Genomic DNA, 16,180 nt, shown 5'->3' on the forward strand with positions numbered 1-16,180 from the left:
TGACAGTTTTAATCAACATCATCTTACATTTTCTTACCGCAAAGGTAGACGGATTTCACAGATCCCGGGAATGTTTCACCTAAGAAGGGCGACCACTGGGCCTTGGTTTTGAGGTCTTTTTTCTCCACTTTCATTGGGGATTTTAAATCTAAAACAGTAAAAGATGCACTGAATCCAACTTCGAGAAATCCGAAGCCCTTTCCCCATTTTTTGAAAATATCTGAACGATCGTTTAGCGATGAAAGAAATTGGTTAAAAAAGATTCCAGGTCCTTCGCTGGCGATTTGAGCGATGGTTTTTGGATCTATTTTTTGATCGAGAATCAACCATGTGACAAAGGGGCCAAAGGTATCAAGTCCTGGAAGCCCACTAGTTCCTTTTATCTTTTCTTCTTCGCTATGAGGAGCGTGATCTGTGGCCAGATAATCAATATGCCCTTCTTTGACGGCATTGATTAAGGCCTCTCTATCCGACTCTCCACGAATGGGTGGATTCATTTGAAAGAATGTTTGCTCAAGTGAAGATTTTTTTGAAAGCTTCTCCATTGAGTAATAAAGATGTTGAGGAGTCACTTCACACGTGACGTACACGCCTCTTTTTTTAGCGGCGATAATCGCTTTTAATCCTTCTCCAGCACTGTAGTGACAGAGCTTTCCTTTAAGGTTGTACTTCTCAATGAGTTTAAGTGCAATATCGGTGGCCATAAGTTCAGCACTCACCGGTCTTCTCGTCGCGTGTGTAGACTCACCTTTGTGGGCCTCTAGGATTTCCGGGTCTTCACAGTGAAAACTCACGTACTGATTTTTGTAATGAACGAGCACATCATCCAGGCTTTGGTTGTCTTTAAAAAAAAGCTCACCAATAGAAGGCCCCATATAAGCTTTATATGGAACGGTGAAAGTTAGAGGTCTCGTCGATGGGCCAATTCCAGCATAAAGCAGAATGGGAACATCCACTTTTTTTGTGAGTTTGAATTTATTTAAATAGGACTCATCATCAATAGGTGGAATCGGGTTATTGGGCATATCGGCCACATGAACCACGCCTCCATTTAAGGCCGCACAACAAGTCGAATGAAAATCCTCTTTATAAGTGTTTTTTCCTGAAACATCTTCGCGGGCATGAATGTGGATATCGCCCATTCCGGCAAATAACAAACACTCATCACCGTAATAATAATCCACTTCAGTGCGGGCCTTTTTTGCTTCAGAGACACCGGTAATAAGCCCGGTGGCTTCATCAAAAGTAATATCGAGTCTTGCGATTTTTTTTGAAGTGGCACAATTGGCTTGAATGGTTTTCATTGCGTGGTCTCTACGTCAAACTGCCAGATGCGTCCGTCGATGTCTTTAATAGAAAGACTTTTTTCGTCTTCGCTCTCTGAGGCGATCTCTTCGCTGATTTTTTGGTCGGATTTGCGGTAAAGAAAAAAATTGTATTTGCTTTTGATTTCCTGGATCTGCTCTTTTTCCTTGAGCTTAAAAGCAAACTTAATCCCCAGGGACTTAAAGTTTTCTTTTTCTACTTCAGGAAGTTCGATGAGTTTTAAATTGAGCCCATCATTTATCACCAGGTCTTGTTCGGGGTCGACTTCAAATTCAAACACGTCGGATAGAAAATCCATCATTCGGATTTTATCCTGACTGTAAAGAATAAGGGGCCCACAAACATATTCCATATATGTTTATGGTAAAAAAGTTTCTATAGTTTGGGAATATATTTAAGTGGCAAATAAGTTGAGCGCTGAACACTTTCTCCGCGGCACTCTTTGTCCCCACACTTTGCCGGGCGGTCACACCCTAATTGAAAGTCGGTTTTAAAGTCGTCGTCTCCACGAACCAGGATTCCTTCAACCATTTTTGATTTGATTCCCAAAACAGGAGAACCAGAGTTTCCTGAGAAGGTGTCGGCATTAGTCTTAAAAACGAAGTCCAAAGTGTTGTCTCTGATCATAATATTAGAAGTCAGCATTTTTGGCATTCCCAATGGATGCCCGATCACCATTAGTGATTCATTGGTTGCCGTTTTTCCATCTCTTCTAATTTTTAATGGGGCTCGGTCCGTGATGGGACGCTCAAGCCTGATTAAGGCGTAATCTAATTTTCCGTTTTGCGACCAGCTCACCAGCTCTTTACACGCATAGGCCTTCTCTTTAGAAAAAGTCACCGTGCTTTTTGGTGGAAGAAAATCCATGCGGTCGTCGTAATCTAAAACCCAGGTCTGCTTTTTACATTCGTATTTGTCTTTTACACAGTGTCCGGCCGTCACGATTAAATCAGGCGCCACCATAAAGGCCGTGCATGCAGAAACGAGAGGTTGATCTAAAAAGCGCTCTCCATCACAGAAATTAAGCCCGGTTTTTAAATCGCGGGTCTCAATTCCAATCGTCGTTTTATCATTAGACGTAATTCGCCAGTTAGGAATTTGAGCCAGGATAGCGCGGGAAAAAGTAAGCGCCTCAGCGTCGTACTGGACATCCAGATCGCTTATAAGCGTGCGGTTGTCTTCGCCATAAATGACCTTGTCATTGAAGGCGTCAACAGTGTTAGCGTGAGTGATATCGGCCTGAACCAACACCAATAATAATGGCAATGATAATAATAAATTCATGCCCTACGATTTATAGAATGGGCCGCATTTTGATAAGAAACAATCGAAAGACAGGTATTTTTTACAGGATTTTTGGGTCGTGAACTCTAAATAAAATTTTAATTTTTGCCTTGGATTGGATTTTTTGAATAAGTTTTTTGTGAAGCTCTTCCAGTTCGGTTGACTCAGTGGTGTTTAAGGCCTTTTTAAGAAAGGATTTTTTAGAGAGACCAATGACATGAGGGTTTCTAAGCCCACGGGCCAGAAGCTCTTCTTCAAGCTCACTGTAGCGATTAATCAGCGCCCAGTTTTGCTCATAGGTCTTGGAAAAACCAAACCCGGCATCAAAGAGAAGCTGCTCCTCCATCCCAAATTCCTTAAACCAGTTATAGGCCTTATGAAAAGCATCAGCAGTGGACATGACAATATCTGTGGATTCATCAAGAAATTTCATATGATCTTGGACTTGTTGGCGGGAAGGAATATGCGAAAAAGTGTAGATATAAGCGAATTTCTTTCCTTTAAGAGATAAAAGAGCTGATTTTAATTTGTCGTCTAAAACGCCGCTTACATCGTTAAAAATAAAACGAGCATCGTCGTGAAGAGCGCCGAACATCTCACTCATCATCAGAAAACTTTGAGGCTTATAAGTATCAAAAGAAATCAAGCGCCCCTGAAAGTTGTAGTCTCTGCTGGCGTCCAGAAAATCGCGAAAGCGCGCGACTTCTTCATCCAGTGGCACAAAACTATTCATGGGTGCGGTAGACTCAAAACCAAAATCACAAATAACACTTTTATCGGCGAGAAAAGATGTGAGTTGTTCTTCAAAATGTTTTTGATTAAGAGAGCGGCCTTTATCAGAAAAAGAGTCGGGAGTCCTGTTGATGACTCCCAAACTCTTATATTGGTCTAAATTCATTAAGCTAGTACTGGGTCTAATCCTTTAGAAACTTTTGGCCCTTCATCTTTTGAAGAAGAGTCAGATCTTTTGTCCGATTTTAGCGGAACACCGATATCAATTCCCGCCACAACATCTTTTACTTGTTGGAAGTCGATTGTCTCCCAAGCCATTAAAGCGTGGGCCAGACGGTCAAGACCATCTCTGTTTGACTTAAGAATATTGATCGCCTGACGGTAGTTCTTTTCAACGATGCGGTTGATTTCTTCATCGATCTCTTGAGCTGTTTTCTCAGAGTAATCTACGTTTTCACCCATACCTGTGAAAGCAGATTGACCCGACTTATGGTAGTTGATCGGTCCCAACTTCTCACTCATACCCCACTTACAAACCATTGAACGGGCCAGTCCCGTTGCTCTTTCAATGTCGTTAGAAGCTCCTGAAGTCATCTGTCCGTAAACGATTTCTTCAGCACAACGTCCACCCATTAAGAAGGCAATGAAGTTTTCTGCGCGGTCATTTGTTAGAGAAAGCATGTCTTCATTTGGAAGAGTTTGAGTCACCCCAAGAGCTCCACCACGAGGCATGATTGAGACTTTGTGAATAGGGTCAGTGTGTGGAAGGTTCATACCAACCAGCGTGTGACCTGCTTCATGGTAGGCAGTCATTAGTTTTTCTTTATCAGAAATCACAAGGGACTTTCTTTCAGGTCCCATTAGAACTTTATCTTTTGCTTGCTCGAAGTCTTCGTTTGAAAGCTTCTTCTTGTTGTTTCTAGCAGCGTTTAGCGCAGCTTCGTTAACAAGGTTAGCAAGATCGGCCCCAGTAAATCCTGGAGTTCCTTTAGCGATTGTTTCTAGATCAATATCGTCTTCAAGTGGAGTCTTTTTCGTGTGAACTTTAAGGATTCCAAGACGACCGCGAACATCTGGAGCACCAACCATGACTCGTCTGTCGAAACGACCTGGGCGAAGAAGAGCTGGGTCAAGAACGTCAATACGGTTTGTCGCTGCAATTAAGATTACACCTTCATTTGATTCAAACCCATCCATCTCAACAAGAAGCTGGTTAAGAGTTTGTTCGCGTTCATCGTGTCCACCACCAAGACCTTGACCTCTATGGCGTCCAACCGCATCGATCTCATCGATGAAGATGATACATGGAGCGTGTTTTTTACCTTGCTCAAATAAATCTCTTACACGTGAAGCCCCAACCCCTACGAACATTTCTACGAAGTCCGATCCTGAGATTGAGAAGAATGGAACGTCTGCTTCACCAGCAACAGCTCTTGCTAGAAGAGTCTTACCAGTTCCTGGAGGACCAACAAGGATAACCCCTTTAGGGATCTTCCCACCAAGTGCCGTGTATTTTTTCGGGTCTTTTAGGAAGTCGACAACTTCTTCAAGTTCTTCTTTGGCTTCCTGAACACCTGATACATCAGAGAAAGTGATTTTCTTTTCATGTGGATTTAGCATTCTTGCACGTGACTTTCCAAAGCTCATCGCCTTGCCGCCACCAGCTTGGATTTGTCTCAGGAAGAAATAGAAAATAACAATCAGAAGAATCATCGGTCCCCAGTTAAGGAGAAGTGATGTGAAGAATGTTTGCTTTTCTTCTTCTTCGTAGCGAGGAACAATGTTGTTTTCGCGAAGAATGTTAAAAGTGTTATCTCCCGTGCTTCCAGTTAAAGTGAAGCGAGAGCCATTCTCGTATCCTGGTTTGAATTTACCAAGGATTGTTTTATCACCTTTGAAAGTAACTTCTTCAATATTCTTTTCCTGCACGGCCTGAACGAAAACCGGGTATTCAATGTGCTTGATATCGTTTTTATTAACAGTCGCTAGTTTTGCAACCAGGGCCATCAAAAGGATTACGACAATCCAAAGTGTGAGAGTTTTTTGCTGAGGTTTCATTTAAATTCCTTCTTAGTCGTGTGGTCTATTCAAAATTGAATAGGCCTTATTATTCTATAAACCCAAGACAGAAGAATCAAGTATGAGAGCGGCTTTAGCTAACATTTGTCTATCAGGTGCGCAGAGTAATGGAGTAAAGGTGTAGGAGATTCCATGCTTCTTTAACCACTCACAAGTAACTGGCAGTAAGGGATGCATGAATTTGGAGCTCTTTTTTAGTTTTTTTTGGGGGTCAATCGCCAGCAGCGGAAAGGATAAAGACGCTGAAAGCTCAGGAATCTGCGTTTTTCTGGAGATGTAATCCCTTAATTTTAGGTCGAAGTCTCGGTAAAAATCTTTATGCTTTTCCCCTAAAATCAGCAAATGGGTACGCATCAAATAAGCGCTCACGCCTCCAGAGAGATTGACCGGGCCTTTAAAAGGAAAAGTCGCCGGGTTTTTCATGATCTCGCTCTGGGCATTGAGAAGCTTGTTCACTTCCTGATCAATTTCACCACGCGTACTTTTTGAGAAGCGATGAATAGTGTCTTTAATTTTATTTTTATAAAGCGCGAGATTATCGGAAACAAACAGGGCCCCTCCAGAGGCCTCTTCAATCACCGAGACATCACATTGCCTGCATTTGTGGTGCAGATTATTCATCACGGCCAGTTGATTGTGGCGAGAGACATAATGCTTAAGCGCCTGTGGGTACTTGGCATGAATCTGATGAGTGACTGATAAGCGCAGGGCATTTCGCTCGAACTTATCACTGTGGTTACTCATGTCTTCAAGCCAAGAAAGTTTTTTGGCGCGGGCATAGCGCAGGATTTGTTTTTTACTCACGCACATAAAAGGACGAACGATTCCCCTATTAAAAAGCGGAATCCCCAATGTGGATTTCACGTGCGACTGTTTAAAAGACTGCATCAGCGTCCATTCAAAAGAGTCATCGATATGATGAGCGGTATAAACCCAGTATCCCCTTTTGATAAAATCGCTGTAGATTTTTTTTCTTTCGGCCCTCGCCTTTTCTTCAAAATTTTTTTCATCTAACGATAAATTAAAATGAAAAATATTGACCTTAACGTCGAGCTGATCTGCGAGCTTTGTGACCAGGTCTTCTTCTTTTTTATTTTCTAGAGGACGGGTTCCATGATTGAAATGAATGAGTTCGAAGTCCTGATTAAAACTTCCTAAAACATCGGCCAAGGCCACGGAATCGACTCCGCCCGAGACAGAAATGGCCATCTTCTTATCCGGGTGGATAAGCTCGTGTTCGCGGATAAAACCCCTTACGTGTTCTTTGAAATTCAGGCAAAAGAGATGATGTTTTTTATGGCGTAATTCACTCATACTTAAAATTAATTCTAAACTGTTTGATCTTTTTTTGACAGGATTCTTGACAGATAACTCCCTTAAATTTAGTATGACCGAAAACTTTTTTATGGCTTGGTAGCTCAGTTGGTTAGAGCGATGGATTCATAACCCATAGGTGGGCAGTTCGATTCTGCCCCAAGCCACCAAAAAAAATCTTTAATAAATCCCCCGACTTTTACTTTAGGAAGAATGTTATGATCAGAAATCTAGTTCTTGCGTCAATGGTTCTTGCTTTAACGGCCTGCACGACTCCTTCTCAATCAACTTCACCAAAAGCTGAGGACAAAACTCCTGCTGCTGCACCGGTAGCAAAAAGTAGTGAGAAAAAATCAGATAAGTCAGCTCCATCAATGAAAAACAAAGCAAAAGAGTGCATTTGCACTAAACTTTGGATGCCAGTTTGTGGGGAAAACAACAAAACTTACGGAAACTCTTGTGAAGCGGACTGTGCTGGTGTGAAGTACACTGAAGGCGCTTGCAAAGACAAACTCCAAGACGTTTAACATCCGTTTAAAAAATCATTTTCTCTAAACGTTTGGCCGCTAAGAAGGCCATCGTAAAGCCGTTCTTATAGAGTCCATTGACTCTAAAGAGCTTCTTTTCTTCATCCAGAGCGCCGGCAATTAAAAGGCGCTTAGGTCCCTTGTGGCGAAGACCAGTGGTGATCTTATAATCTTTCATCTCACCGACATCAAAAGTTAAAAGACCTTTCATCTTTAAAAGAAGTTTCGATAGGCCATAGACGTCTGGAGCTTCAAAAGCTCCGATGGTTGTAAGGCTGCCGATAATAAGCTTTTTTTCCTGGGCATTTTTTCTATAAAGAACGTAATTCCCATCAATCGAGATATAAAAAGATTTCTCTCCCAAATCGATATCGCGCTCTAAAAAACTCCCAGCTTTAATAGTGTTTTTTTCTTCAATAGACTCAGCACCGACAGGAGCGTGAAAGCGTTCAAAGATTTTAGCAAAGGCCCCCGTAGCAAAAAGAATTTTGCGAGCAAGCACTTCTCTTCCATCTGCAAGCTTTACCGCAAATAACTCCCCTTTTTTCTCCAGGTCTTTCGCAAAAAAAGGAAAATTCGTTTTAGCGACAGTGATTTGTGAAGTCATCCACGCAGAAAAAATCTCCGGTGAAATAATATAAGAATTGTACTCCGTTCCCTGATGTTCATCATGGATTCGGGCATTTTTTATTGTGTCGAGTTTTTTATAACGACGTAAAAGTTTTTTAGTGTCGTTTTCATTGGTAGAAATGACTACACGTTTGACTTCTTCAACTCCTTTTGGACGATACTTCATATAAAGATCATCAAAAAGAAAAAAGGCTTCGCGCATATCATTGCCCAAAGGACTTACATCTTCTTCGATTCCATTGAGAGAAACGGTGGCACAAGTGCGCAGTGAACATGCGGGAGCAATCTCATTGGAGAAAATATGAGCAATAGTAAAATTCTGACTTTTGCTGGCAGACAGTGAGAGATTCCAAAGAAAACTCTGTGCCGCTACGCCATTACCAATGACGGCTAAGTCAAAAATTGTTTGTTTTTCTGAATTTCCCATAAATACACAATATGAAAAAGACTATTCATTTGCCAACACTTTTTATTATGATTATCGTTTTATTTTACAATTTTTAGATCACAGACAACACAGAAACTATTGGAGAATTACGAAATGTCACTAGAACAAAACGCTGTCATTTTTGCCGCTCAAGAAACGCAAATCAATGCGAGAAACGTCTTAGCAGTTTTAAACCTGCTAATCACAGAGCAATCGACGGTTCCCTTTGTAGCACGCTATAGAAAAGAAGCGACAGGTGGAATGGATGAAGTACAAATCAGAAACATCCATGAAGCGTACGAAAATTATTTAGAAAGAGAAAAGCGCCGCGAATACATCTTAGATGCCATCAAAAAAATGGAACAGCTGACTCCTGAGCTTGAAAAGAAAATCAAAGCGGCCGATACAATCAACCAACTGGAAGATTTATACGCTCCTTATAAGGCTAAGAAAAAATCAAAAGGGATGCTTGCGAAGGAAGCTGGTCTTGAGCCACTGGCAAATATCATTTTAGGAACACCAAAAACAAAAGAACAATTAAAAGCAGAATTTGGCGACCATTTCAATAAGCCTGATCTCAAGATCAAGTCGTTTGAAGACGCTTATTCGGGAGCTTTCGACATCATTATCGAATCAATGGCCCACGATACAGAAGTTAAAGACATTCTTCGCGCTGATTTCTGGAAAGATGCTGTTTTAAAATCTTCAAAAAGAGATAAAGCTGAAGAAGAAGACAAAGAGTGGATGAAATACAAAGACTACTTTGAATTCTCTCAAAAAATTTCTGAACTAAAAGAGCCAAAAGCAGGCCACCGTTTCTTAGCAATGAGAAGAGGTATGACGTCTAAGACTCTAAAGGTTGATGTTGTCTTCCCTGAAGAAGTGGCACTTGGATTACTAAAGAAGAAATTCTTTAGCTCAGGAAGCCTTGGCTGTCTTTCAGATCTGGAGCTTGCAGCTAAAAAAGCTTATATGAATTACATCTACCCTTCACTTGATCTGGAAGTTAAATCAGAACTAAAAAGAGTTTCTGATGAAACAGCGATCAACGTTTTTGGTGTTAACTTAAAAAACCTTCTGCTTCAGCCATACCTTGGTCCAAAAGCGGTTATCGGTGTTGACCCGGGAGTAAGAACAGGTTGTAAAATTGCCATCGTTGATAACACAGGGAAGTTTCTTGCAGACTGTGTAATCTATCCGCACGAACCACACATGAAAGTTAAAGAGTCGGCAACGATTCTCAATGCAATTATTGAGCAATTTAAAGTTCACCACATTGCTATTGGAAACGGAACTTATGGACGTGAGACACTTGCTTTCATTCAAGAGAACGTTAAGGAAGTGAAAGAAGGAAAAGTTAACGCCACTATGATTTCTGAGGCCGGTGCTTCTGTGTACTCAGCAAGTGAAATTGCCGCTGAAGAATTCCCGGATAAAGACGTTACAGTAAGAGGCGCGATCTCAATCGCTAGACGTTTTCAAGATCCTCTCGCTGAACTAGTAAAAATTGACCCAAAATCAATCGGTGTTGGTCAATACCAGCATGACGTTAACCAAGCTCGTCTAAAAAAATCACTAGAAGGTGTGGTTGAATCGTGTGTTAACTTCGTAGGAGTTGACATCAATACTGCTTCAGCTCCTCTACTTGCTTATGTTTCAGGTATCGGACCTGGGCTTGCAGGAAACGTGGTTAAATACAGAGACAGCCATGGAGCTTTTAAAAACAGAAAAGAAATTTTAAAAGTGACTCGTTTCTCGCCAAAAGTTTATGAACAAGCGGCAGGATTTCTTCGTATCTATAACGGAGAAGAGCCACTAGATGCCACATTCATTCACCCTGAGCGCTATGATCTTCTAGCTTCATGGGCAAAGAAAAACAATGTAAACACAAAAGAGCTTGTATCTGATAAAGAATTGATTTCAAAACTTGAAAGAGATTCATCACTAAAGGCAGAGCTAGGAGAATTAACTTTTAACGATATCGTTAAAGCACTTAAAGCTCCTTCGCAAGACCCGAGAACTGAGTTCAAATCTTTTGAGTACAGAAAAGACGTTTCAAAAATCACTGACCTAAAAATTGGTGAATGGTATCCTGGGCTAGTGACTAACATCACTCAGTTTGGAGCTTTCGTTGATATCGGGATTAAAGAAAATGGACTTCTTCACGTCTCTCAAATCTCTGACAACTTTGTTGAAGATGCAATGACGGCTCTAAAAGTTGGTCAAGAAGTTAAAGTTCAAGTTATGGACATCGACTACGACCGCGGAAGAATCTCTCTGACAGCAAAACAAGGAGCACAGGTTAATAGAAGTGCTCAGGCAACACCTGGCGAGAGACCAAGACGTGATGGACCATCTAAGCGTGATATGGAAAAAGCTCAAGCACCAAGTCCGGCGCTTAAGAACAACGCTTTTGCAGGATTAAAGAACCTGAAACTGTAATGACATCAAGTCGATTCAAAAAAAAGCTTATCCTATGGCTGCAATGTTTTGTTGTGGCCATGGGTCTTATCAGACTTGTCGGCGACACCTTTAGAATCAAAACACTCGACCAGATTGGATTTGCTTCTGGTTTTTCTCCACTCCCTCTGGTTTTTTCTGACCGCCAGGGTGTTGAAGACTTCGCTCACTTAATTAAAATTGATTACCAAACAAAAAGCGGCCTGAAAAAAAGCACGGTCTTTGATCAAAAATTTTACTCCAACATAGAAGGCCCGCTTAATTTAGTGGGCACTTACTCTGTGGCCATTGCATACTTCCCACGTTTTCCTGAAATGCTCTGGAAACCAGCACTCACCTATGGTTTTTGCCATCAGGGAAGCCTGGCACGGGCGATGAAAGAGACAGAAAATATCAGCAGTGTGGAAATTAATATCCATCACCTGGAGAAATCATCAGGACACTGGAAAGAGAGCTTTACATGCGCTCCTTAACCAACTCACAGTTTTTTTCGTTAGTGAGAATGCTCTTTGGGTTGTGGCTTATCCAGCATTTCCTTTTTCTTATTCCCTATGGCAGAGAGCTCTATAGTTCTGAAGGAATGAAAGTAGCGGGAGGTGCTCTTTATTTAAAAGAGTTACTTGCTCCTTTGCGCTCTCCTGCTGGCATTTCAACCCTGCTTGGTCTCTCTCTCTTAAGTTCCATTTTTTTTACACTGAAAATTAAAAGAGCATTAAATTCTCTTTTTCTTTGTTTCACTTGGGTGTTTTTCTTTCATCAGGACCTTCTGACTTATAATCCAGGAGTTCCTTATATTGGATGGATGCTGCTTGCTCTTTCACTGGTGCCGGATAACGAAGAGAGATTTTTCTGGGAGAATAAATCCCCTGAGTTTTCTTTTCCTCCGGTTTTATTCTGGGGTCTCTGGTTGGTTGTCACTCTAGGATACACGGCCAGTGGACTTCACAAATTTTTCTTCTCGCCGCTTTGGCGTGAAGGACGCGCGCTTACGTATGTTTTTGATTACCCGGCCACGCGAAGTGAGACCCTGGCCCAGCTCTATTTTGGGCTTCCACTCCTTATTCAAAGGATAGTTAATTGGTCAATTATTATTGTTGAAGGATTTTTTTTTCTGGCCCTTTTTATTCCGAAAGGAAGAAAGACATTGTGGATTCTCAACTCACTTATGCATTTAGGAATCCTTATCACTCTGAAATTCGCCTCATTATCAATTGTTATGTTAATCATTCATGCCTTCATGATTGAGGATGGATGGTTTAGTCCATATGGCGTTTCCAAACTTAGAGTATCATCAAAAAAATAACATTAGTCATTTAATAATTATTTATAAAAAATTTATCATTTCCAAGGGTTTTGACGATAAAGCTTTTGACTAACTTAAGCTAATGTCCCTTTTGGAGCTTCTTTATGACTAAATCAAAACGTTCGCTGATGTTCCGCTTGATGACGGCAATCAACCTGTCGGCACTTATTATTTTAATTGCCATGGGCGCTTTCAATCTCAATAGGACAACCACTGAGGTTGAGAAGCAAATTGACGATGCCACTGAAGCACTTATTCAATCTGTAAAATTCACGACTGCTGAATATGTAAAAAATGGAAACTATAAAAACATTCAATCTATCGCTGAAGACATGGTTGATGATGCCAGCATTAATGAAGTTTTCTTCTATGATAAAGATAAAAAAGTCATCGCTACTGCTAAAAACAAAGACACCACTGTTCACTCGCAGACAGAACATATCTTCAAACAAGAAAGTCCAATTATTAAACTGGGTGAAGAAAATAATGGTGCCGTGGGATACGTAACAATTAACTATAACCACAATGAAATAGCCCCTATCAAAAAAGATTTCATCATAAGCGGTATCATAGCCAACATCATCTCTCAGATCATCCTTGCCTTTGTTATGTGGTGGACATTGTCACGAAGCTTAAAAGCAATGAATTTAACGACTGACAAACTTAAAGAAATTACAACGGCCACAAGAGAGAGCTCTACTGAACTTGAAAGTATTTCTCACGAAGTTTCAAGCTCGGCCAACGAACAGGCCGCTTCTATTCAAGAAACGGTGGCGACTCTTGATGAGATCACCTCACAAGTTAATACCACTGTAGACAGTGTTGCCAACTCTACGAAAAAATCTGAAGAGTCACTTTCTATCGCAACGGATGGAAAACATGTTGTAGATGAAATGATCGGCTCGATGGAGGCCATCGGAAAAAGTAACCAGGATATTATGGAAGAGATCGCCCGCGGAAATGAGCGCATTGGTGGAATTGTTAAGATCATCAATGAGATCTCAGAAAAAACCAAAGTCATTAACGATATCGTTTTCCAGACAAAACTCCTTTCATTCAACGCTTCTGTTGAGGCAGCACGCGCTGGTGAACATGGAAAAGGCTTCGCAGTAGTAGCTGAAGAAGTTGGAAAACTTGCTCAGGTGTCTGGTAAGGCCTCAACTGAGATCGCCGACATCCTGAATGACAGTATTGTTAAAGTAAATTCAGTTATTGAAGAAACAAACCGCAACGTGAAGACTTTAACTGATGCCGGAAGCCTGAAAGTTGATGACGGTATGAAGATTGCTGCTCGCTGTGGAACGGTATTAGAAGACATCGTAACAAATGCTACTGTTGTAAAAAATATGCTTAACGAAATCTCGATTGCTTCTAAGGAGCAGGCCGAAGGTGTCCGTAATATCGCTGCGGCCATGAATCAACTTGACCAGGCCACTCTAAGCAACAATAAGGCAGCGGCCCAGTCTTCTGAAAATGCAAAACATCTCTCAACTCACGCTAACTTTCTTCAAATTGCCGTCACAGACCTTGAGACGGAAATCTTTGGAGGGAAAATAACCGTTGAAGCCTCTCAAAAAAAGGCCCCAAAGAAAGAGATGCCAAAAGAAGTTGAAGTTTATAAAGAAGTGACAAAAAAGATTGAAGTTAAAACTGAAGTGCATGCTGAAAAGCATTTAGACATGCCTAAAAAGGAAGCACCAAAAGCAGAGGCCCCAAAGGGCAAGAAATCTTTTGAGGCCCCTAAAAAGGACAACGTCCTGCCAATGGTAGCAAAAAAAGAAGTGAAGCACGCTGCGCCAGCGGCAAAAACAAAAGTGGCAGCGAACTCTACTCCTGCTTACGATGACCCAAGATTTGAAGACGTTTAAAAACTGCCCCACTACAGTGGGGCTTTTTTATTTTTTATTTGACAATATCCCTTTCAATCTCTGAATTCACTCCTAAAAGTGGCCCTTCTTTTCAGATGATTAAGTTTCATAAACAATTTCGTCACTTGCATTTATTCACCCATGAATCCAGGCTGCCCGAATTCAAAATGCAATTACTTTCAAAAAAACACCTTTTGTAAAAAAGATGGATATTACCTGCGCAAAGATGACTCCCGCCAAATCCAGCGCTACAAGTGCTCCGCTTGCTCTAAAAAATTCTCTCGCGCAACTGGCACCTTAGAGTTCGGACAGAAAAAGAGACGCATCAATAAAACCATTTTTAAAATTCTCTCTTCCGGAGTCTCGATGCGACGATCAGCGATCATTCTCGGAGTTCATCGAACGACGATTGATAGAAAACTCGTCTATCTTGCCCAAAAATCAAGACAAAAGCATGCCGATCTCCTTTTGAAAATTGGCACGCAAAAAGTCGAGCGTCTTCAATTCGATGACTTGATCACTACCGAGCACACCAAACTTAAACCTCTTTCCATTTCAGTCGCCGTCGATGCTCAATCTCGAGTTATCCTGGGCGCTTTTGTCTCTCAAATTCCGGCATTTGGACACCTGGCATCGCTTTCCAGACGAAAATATGGAAAAAGAAAAAGTTATCATAAAGAATCGATGATGAAGCTCTTTGAACAGATAGCTCCGGCGATTTCCTCTCAGGCTGAAATAAAAAGTGATGAGCATCGCATTTATAGAGAAGTGGTTCGAGAATTTTTTCCGGATGCTGATTACAAACAGTATAAGGGCGAAAAGGCGATGATCGCAGGGCTTGGCGAGCTCAAGAAAAATGGTCGCGACCCTTTATTTGCGATTAACCATACGTGCGCGATGTTGAGGGCGAATATTAATCGCTTGTTTAGAAGAACCTGGTGCACGACAAAGAAGCCTAAAAGACTTGAAGATCATCTCGCCATCTACATTGCCTTCCATAATTCTGTTCTATTAAGTTAATTAAAAAAAGATCAAACAAAAGTTAAAATTAAGTAATAAATGCGCCCCACTCTAGTAGGGCAGTTTGTTATGAGACAGAGCGGACATGATCTAAAAGATCATGTTCGCGCTTAAACTGATTAAGCGCAAAGATTGAAAACACCGACGAAATCGCATACGGCACTAAAAAAGAAATCAAAAGCCCCTTTCCTGTAATCAAAATCGGAATCTTTCTATCCACAAAAACATCCGGCATAATTTCCGGCGCATAATGATTAAAAAGCCATAGGAAAACAAGCCCACAACCCACTCCCATTCCTATAGAGAGAATGCTCATTAAATGCAGGAAGTACTTTGTCGCGCGGTCGATCTTAGAAAACGAAGCCCCTAAAATCCAGAAGCTCGCCAGGTCAGACTTAATCTTGTTAAAGAAAATCAGAAGCCCTGAAGTAATACAAAGAGACACAAGTAAACTCATGGCCGCAAAAAGAAAAATCATCACAGTGCTTTCAAGTTTTAAGGCCCACACCAAAGTCGCGTTCTCCTCTTCCCATGTTTTAAGCTGAATACCAGTAGGAAGAAGTGAGCGCAGCTCTTTGAAATCCATGTCGCTATAAATGCGAACGCGGTTTATCAGGTGCGATTGAATTAAATTCTGAACAAGTGGAAGCCTCACCCAAATATGGTAGAGGTCGATCTCTGGAACTTCGGTAGAAATCGTGCGCTCAACCTGGATAGACTGGCTTCTTGGGACATCCCCCAGAAGATCATCAACGTGGGCCGGAGAAATCATCGTTAGTGTCTCAGGAGGTGCTACACCCACTTTATAAGCGAGTTCAATCGGCATAATGGCATCAACTTTTTTTTGATTCATGCTGCTTTGAAGTTCAACACGCAAAAGATCCGGCACATACCCATTCTGGTCAATTCCATGAACGAGAACTGGCGTAATAAAGGTTTGGTAACGAAGCAGAAGTTCGATTTCGTATTCTTTACTATAAAGGGCCTTTTTATCGTCTAATATTTTAAAAAGCTTCTCGTAGCCAGGATCATTTTTTGGGGCCTTATAATAAAGCGTCGCCTTTCCTAAAACGGATTTCGAGCGCACCATCAAACTGTTTTGGAGTCCCCCCATCGTGCTTTGAAGGACAATTAAGGCAAAAGATGAAAGAAAAAGGCCAACGACTGAGAGAATCAGCAATCGTTGGCGATTTTTTGCAGAAATTATATA

Annotated in this window: 14 protein-coding genes and 1 tRNA gene; 7 read left to right on the plus strand and 8 right to left on the minus strand. The window is 41.3% G+C overall.

Going from position 1 to position 16,180, the window contains the following annotated elements:
• Window positions 1–23: 23 nt before the first annotated feature.
• The 6 genes from ACN20O_RS17560 to tilS form a co-directional block, all read right to left on the minus strand.
• Window positions 24–1,304, minus strand: a complete 1,281-nt coding sequence (locus tag ACN20O_RS17560) for an amidohydrolase family protein (protein ID WP_491635612.1) — start codon at window positions 1,302–1,304, stop codon at window positions 24–26.
• Window positions 1,301–1,627, minus strand: coding sequence for a hypothetical protein (locus ACN20O_RS17565; RefSeq protein ID WP_491635614.1), 327 nt, complete (start codon window positions 1,625–1,627; stop codon window positions 1,301–1,303). The genes ACN20O_RS17560 and ACN20O_RS17565 overlap by 4 nt, the downstream gene beginning before the upstream one ends.
• 74 nt (window positions 1,628–1,701) lie before the next feature.
• Complete coding sequence (locus ACN20O_RS17570; RefSeq protein ID WP_491635616.1) at window positions 1,702–2,610, minus strand: trypsin-like serine peptidase; 909 nt, start codon at window positions 2,608–2,610, stop codon at window positions 1,702–1,704.
• Window positions 2,611–2,671: 61 nt separating this feature from the next.
• Window positions 2,672–3,508: a dihydropteroate synthase gene (locus ACN20O_RS17575; protein ID WP_491635618.1), complete on the minus strand. Its 837-nt coding sequence runs from the start codon at window positions 3,506–3,508 to the stop codon at window positions 2,672–2,674.
• A complete protein-coding gene (gene ftsH / locus ACN20O_RS17580) occupies window positions 3,508–5,400 on the minus strand; it encodes an ATP-dependent zinc metalloprotease FtsH (RefSeq protein WP_491635620.1) in 1,893 nt (630 codons plus the stop codon). Before ftsH ends, ACN20O_RS17575 begins: the two co-directional genes overlap by 1 nt.
• A gap of 54 nt (window positions 5,401–5,454) precedes the next feature.
• A complete protein-coding gene (gene tilS, locus ACN20O_RS17585; RefSeq protein ID WP_491635623.1) occupies window positions 5,455–6,735 on the minus strand; it encodes a tRNA lysidine(34) synthetase TilS in 1,281 nt (426 codons plus the stop codon).
• A gap of 93 nt (window positions 6,736–6,828) precedes the next feature.
• Here tilS and ACN20O_RS17590 point away from each other — a divergent pair.
• A tRNA-Met gene (locus ACN20O_RS17590) sits at window positions 6,829–6,905 on the plus strand.
• A gap of 48 nt (window positions 6,906–6,953) precedes the next feature.
• A complete protein-coding gene (locus ACN20O_RS17595; protein ID WP_491635625.1) occupies window positions 6,954–7,262 on the plus strand; it encodes a Kazal-type serine protease inhibitor family protein in 309 nt (102 codons plus the stop codon).
• Window positions 7,263–7,269: 7 nt separating this feature from the next.
• Here the strand turns inward: ACN20O_RS17595 and ACN20O_RS17600 are convergent, their stop codons facing one another.
• A complete protein-coding gene (locus ACN20O_RS17600) occupies window positions 7,270–8,319 on the minus strand; it encodes an FAD-binding oxidoreductase/lyase (protein WP_491635628.1) in 1,050 nt (349 codons plus the stop codon).
• Window positions 8,320–8,433: 114 nt separating this feature from the next.
• On the opposite strand from ACN20O_RS17600, the gene ACN20O_RS17605 reads away from it, so the two are divergent.
• From ACN20O_RS17605 to ACN20O_RS17625, 5 genes are all read left to right on the plus strand, one after another.
• On the plus strand, window positions 8,434–10,761 hold the full coding sequence (locus ACN20O_RS17605) for a Tex family protein (RefSeq protein ID WP_491635632.1): 2,328 nt from the start codon (window positions 8,434–8,436) through the stop codon (window positions 10,759–10,761).
• Window positions 10,761–11,252: a hypothetical protein gene (locus ACN20O_RS17610; RefSeq protein WP_491635634.1), complete on the plus strand. Its 492-nt coding sequence runs from the start codon at window positions 10,761–10,763 to the stop codon at window positions 11,250–11,252. The genes ACN20O_RS17605 and ACN20O_RS17610 overlap by 1 nt, the downstream gene beginning before the upstream one ends.
• Window positions 11,240–12,082, plus strand: a complete 843-nt coding sequence (locus ACN20O_RS17615) for an HTTM domain-containing protein (protein ID WP_491635636.1) — start codon at window positions 11,240–11,242, stop codon at window positions 12,080–12,082. The genes ACN20O_RS17610 and ACN20O_RS17615 overlap by 13 nt, the downstream gene beginning before the upstream one ends.
• Before the next feature lie 104 nt (window positions 12,083–12,186).
• Window positions 12,187–13,950, plus strand: a complete 1,764-nt coding sequence (locus ACN20O_RS17620) for a methyl-accepting chemotaxis protein (protein WP_491635641.1) — start codon at window positions 12,187–12,189, stop codon at window positions 13,948–13,950.
• A gap of 141 nt (window positions 13,951–14,091) precedes the next feature.
• On the plus strand, window positions 14,092–14,970 hold the full coding sequence (locus ACN20O_RS17625) for a hypothetical protein (RefSeq protein ID WP_491635643.1): 879 nt from the start codon (window positions 14,092–14,094) through the stop codon (window positions 14,968–14,970).
• Between the two features lie 67 nt (window positions 14,971–15,037).
• On the opposite strand, the gene ACN20O_RS17630 is transcribed toward ACN20O_RS17625, so the two are convergent.
• Window positions 15,038–16,150 (minus strand): ABC transporter permease, encoded by a 1,113-nt coding sequence (locus tag ACN20O_RS17630; protein ID WP_491635645.1) that lies wholly within the window; start codon window positions 16,148–16,150, stop codon window positions 15,038–15,040.
• Between the last annotated feature and the right edge of the window lie 30 nt (window positions 16,151–16,180).

Source organism: Bacteriovorax sp. As-1 (genome assembly GCF_058446905.1).

What these genes read in the sequence shown, in the direction of transcription:
- ACN20O_RS17565 (WP_491635614.1), bottom strand. Translation starts at nt 1,627, where the DNA reads ATGATGGATTTTCTATCCGACGTGTTTGAATTTGAAGTCGACCCCGAA.
- ACN20O_RS17605 (WP_491635632.1), top strand. Translation starts at nt 8,434, where the DNA reads ATGTCACTAGAACAAAACGCTGTCATTTTTGCCGCTCAAGAAACGCAA.
- ftsH (WP_491635620.1), bottom strand. Translation starts at nt 5,400, where the DNA reads ATGAAACCTCAGCAAAAAACTCTCACACTTTGGATTGTCGTAATCCTT.
- ACN20O_RS17620 (WP_491635641.1), top strand. Translation starts at nt 12,187, where the DNA reads ATGACTAAATCAAAACGTTCGCTGATGTTCCGCTTGATGACGGCAATC.
- tilS (WP_491635623.1), bottom strand. Translation starts at nt 6,735, where the DNA reads ATGAGTGAATTACGCCATAAAAAACATCATCTCTTTTGCCTGAATTTC.
- ACN20O_RS17625 (WP_491635643.1), top strand. Translation starts at nt 14,092, where the DNA reads ATGAATCCAGGCTGCCCGAATTCAAAATGCAATTACTTTCAAAAAAAC.
- ACN20O_RS17615 (WP_491635636.1), top strand. Translation starts at nt 11,240, where the DNA reads ATGCGCTCCTTAACCAACTCACAGTTTTTTTCGTTAGTGAGAATGCTC.
- ACN20O_RS17575 (WP_491635618.1), bottom strand. Translation starts at nt 3,508, where the DNA reads ATGAATTTAGACCAATATAAGAGTTTGGGAGTCATCAACAGGACTCCC.
- ACN20O_RS17600 (WP_491635628.1), bottom strand. Translation starts at nt 8,319, where the DNA reads ATGGGAAATTCAGAAAAACAAACAATTTTTGACTTAGCCGTCATTGGT.
- ACN20O_RS17595 (WP_491635625.1), top strand. Translation starts at nt 6,954, where the DNA reads ATGATCAGAAATCTAGTTCTTGCGTCAATGGTTCTTGCTTTAACGGCC.
- ACN20O_RS17610 (WP_491635634.1), top strand. Translation starts at nt 10,761, where the DNA reads ATGACATCAAGTCGATTCAAAAAAAAGCTTATCCTATGGCTGCAATGT.
- ACN20O_RS17570 (WP_491635616.1), bottom strand. Translation starts at nt 2,610, where the DNA reads ATGAATTTATTATTATCATTGCCATTATTATTGGTGTTGGTTCAGGCC.
- ACN20O_RS17560 (WP_491635612.1), bottom strand. Translation starts at nt 1,304, where the DNA reads ATGAAAACCATTCAAGCCAATTGTGCCACTTCAAAAAAAATCGCAAGA.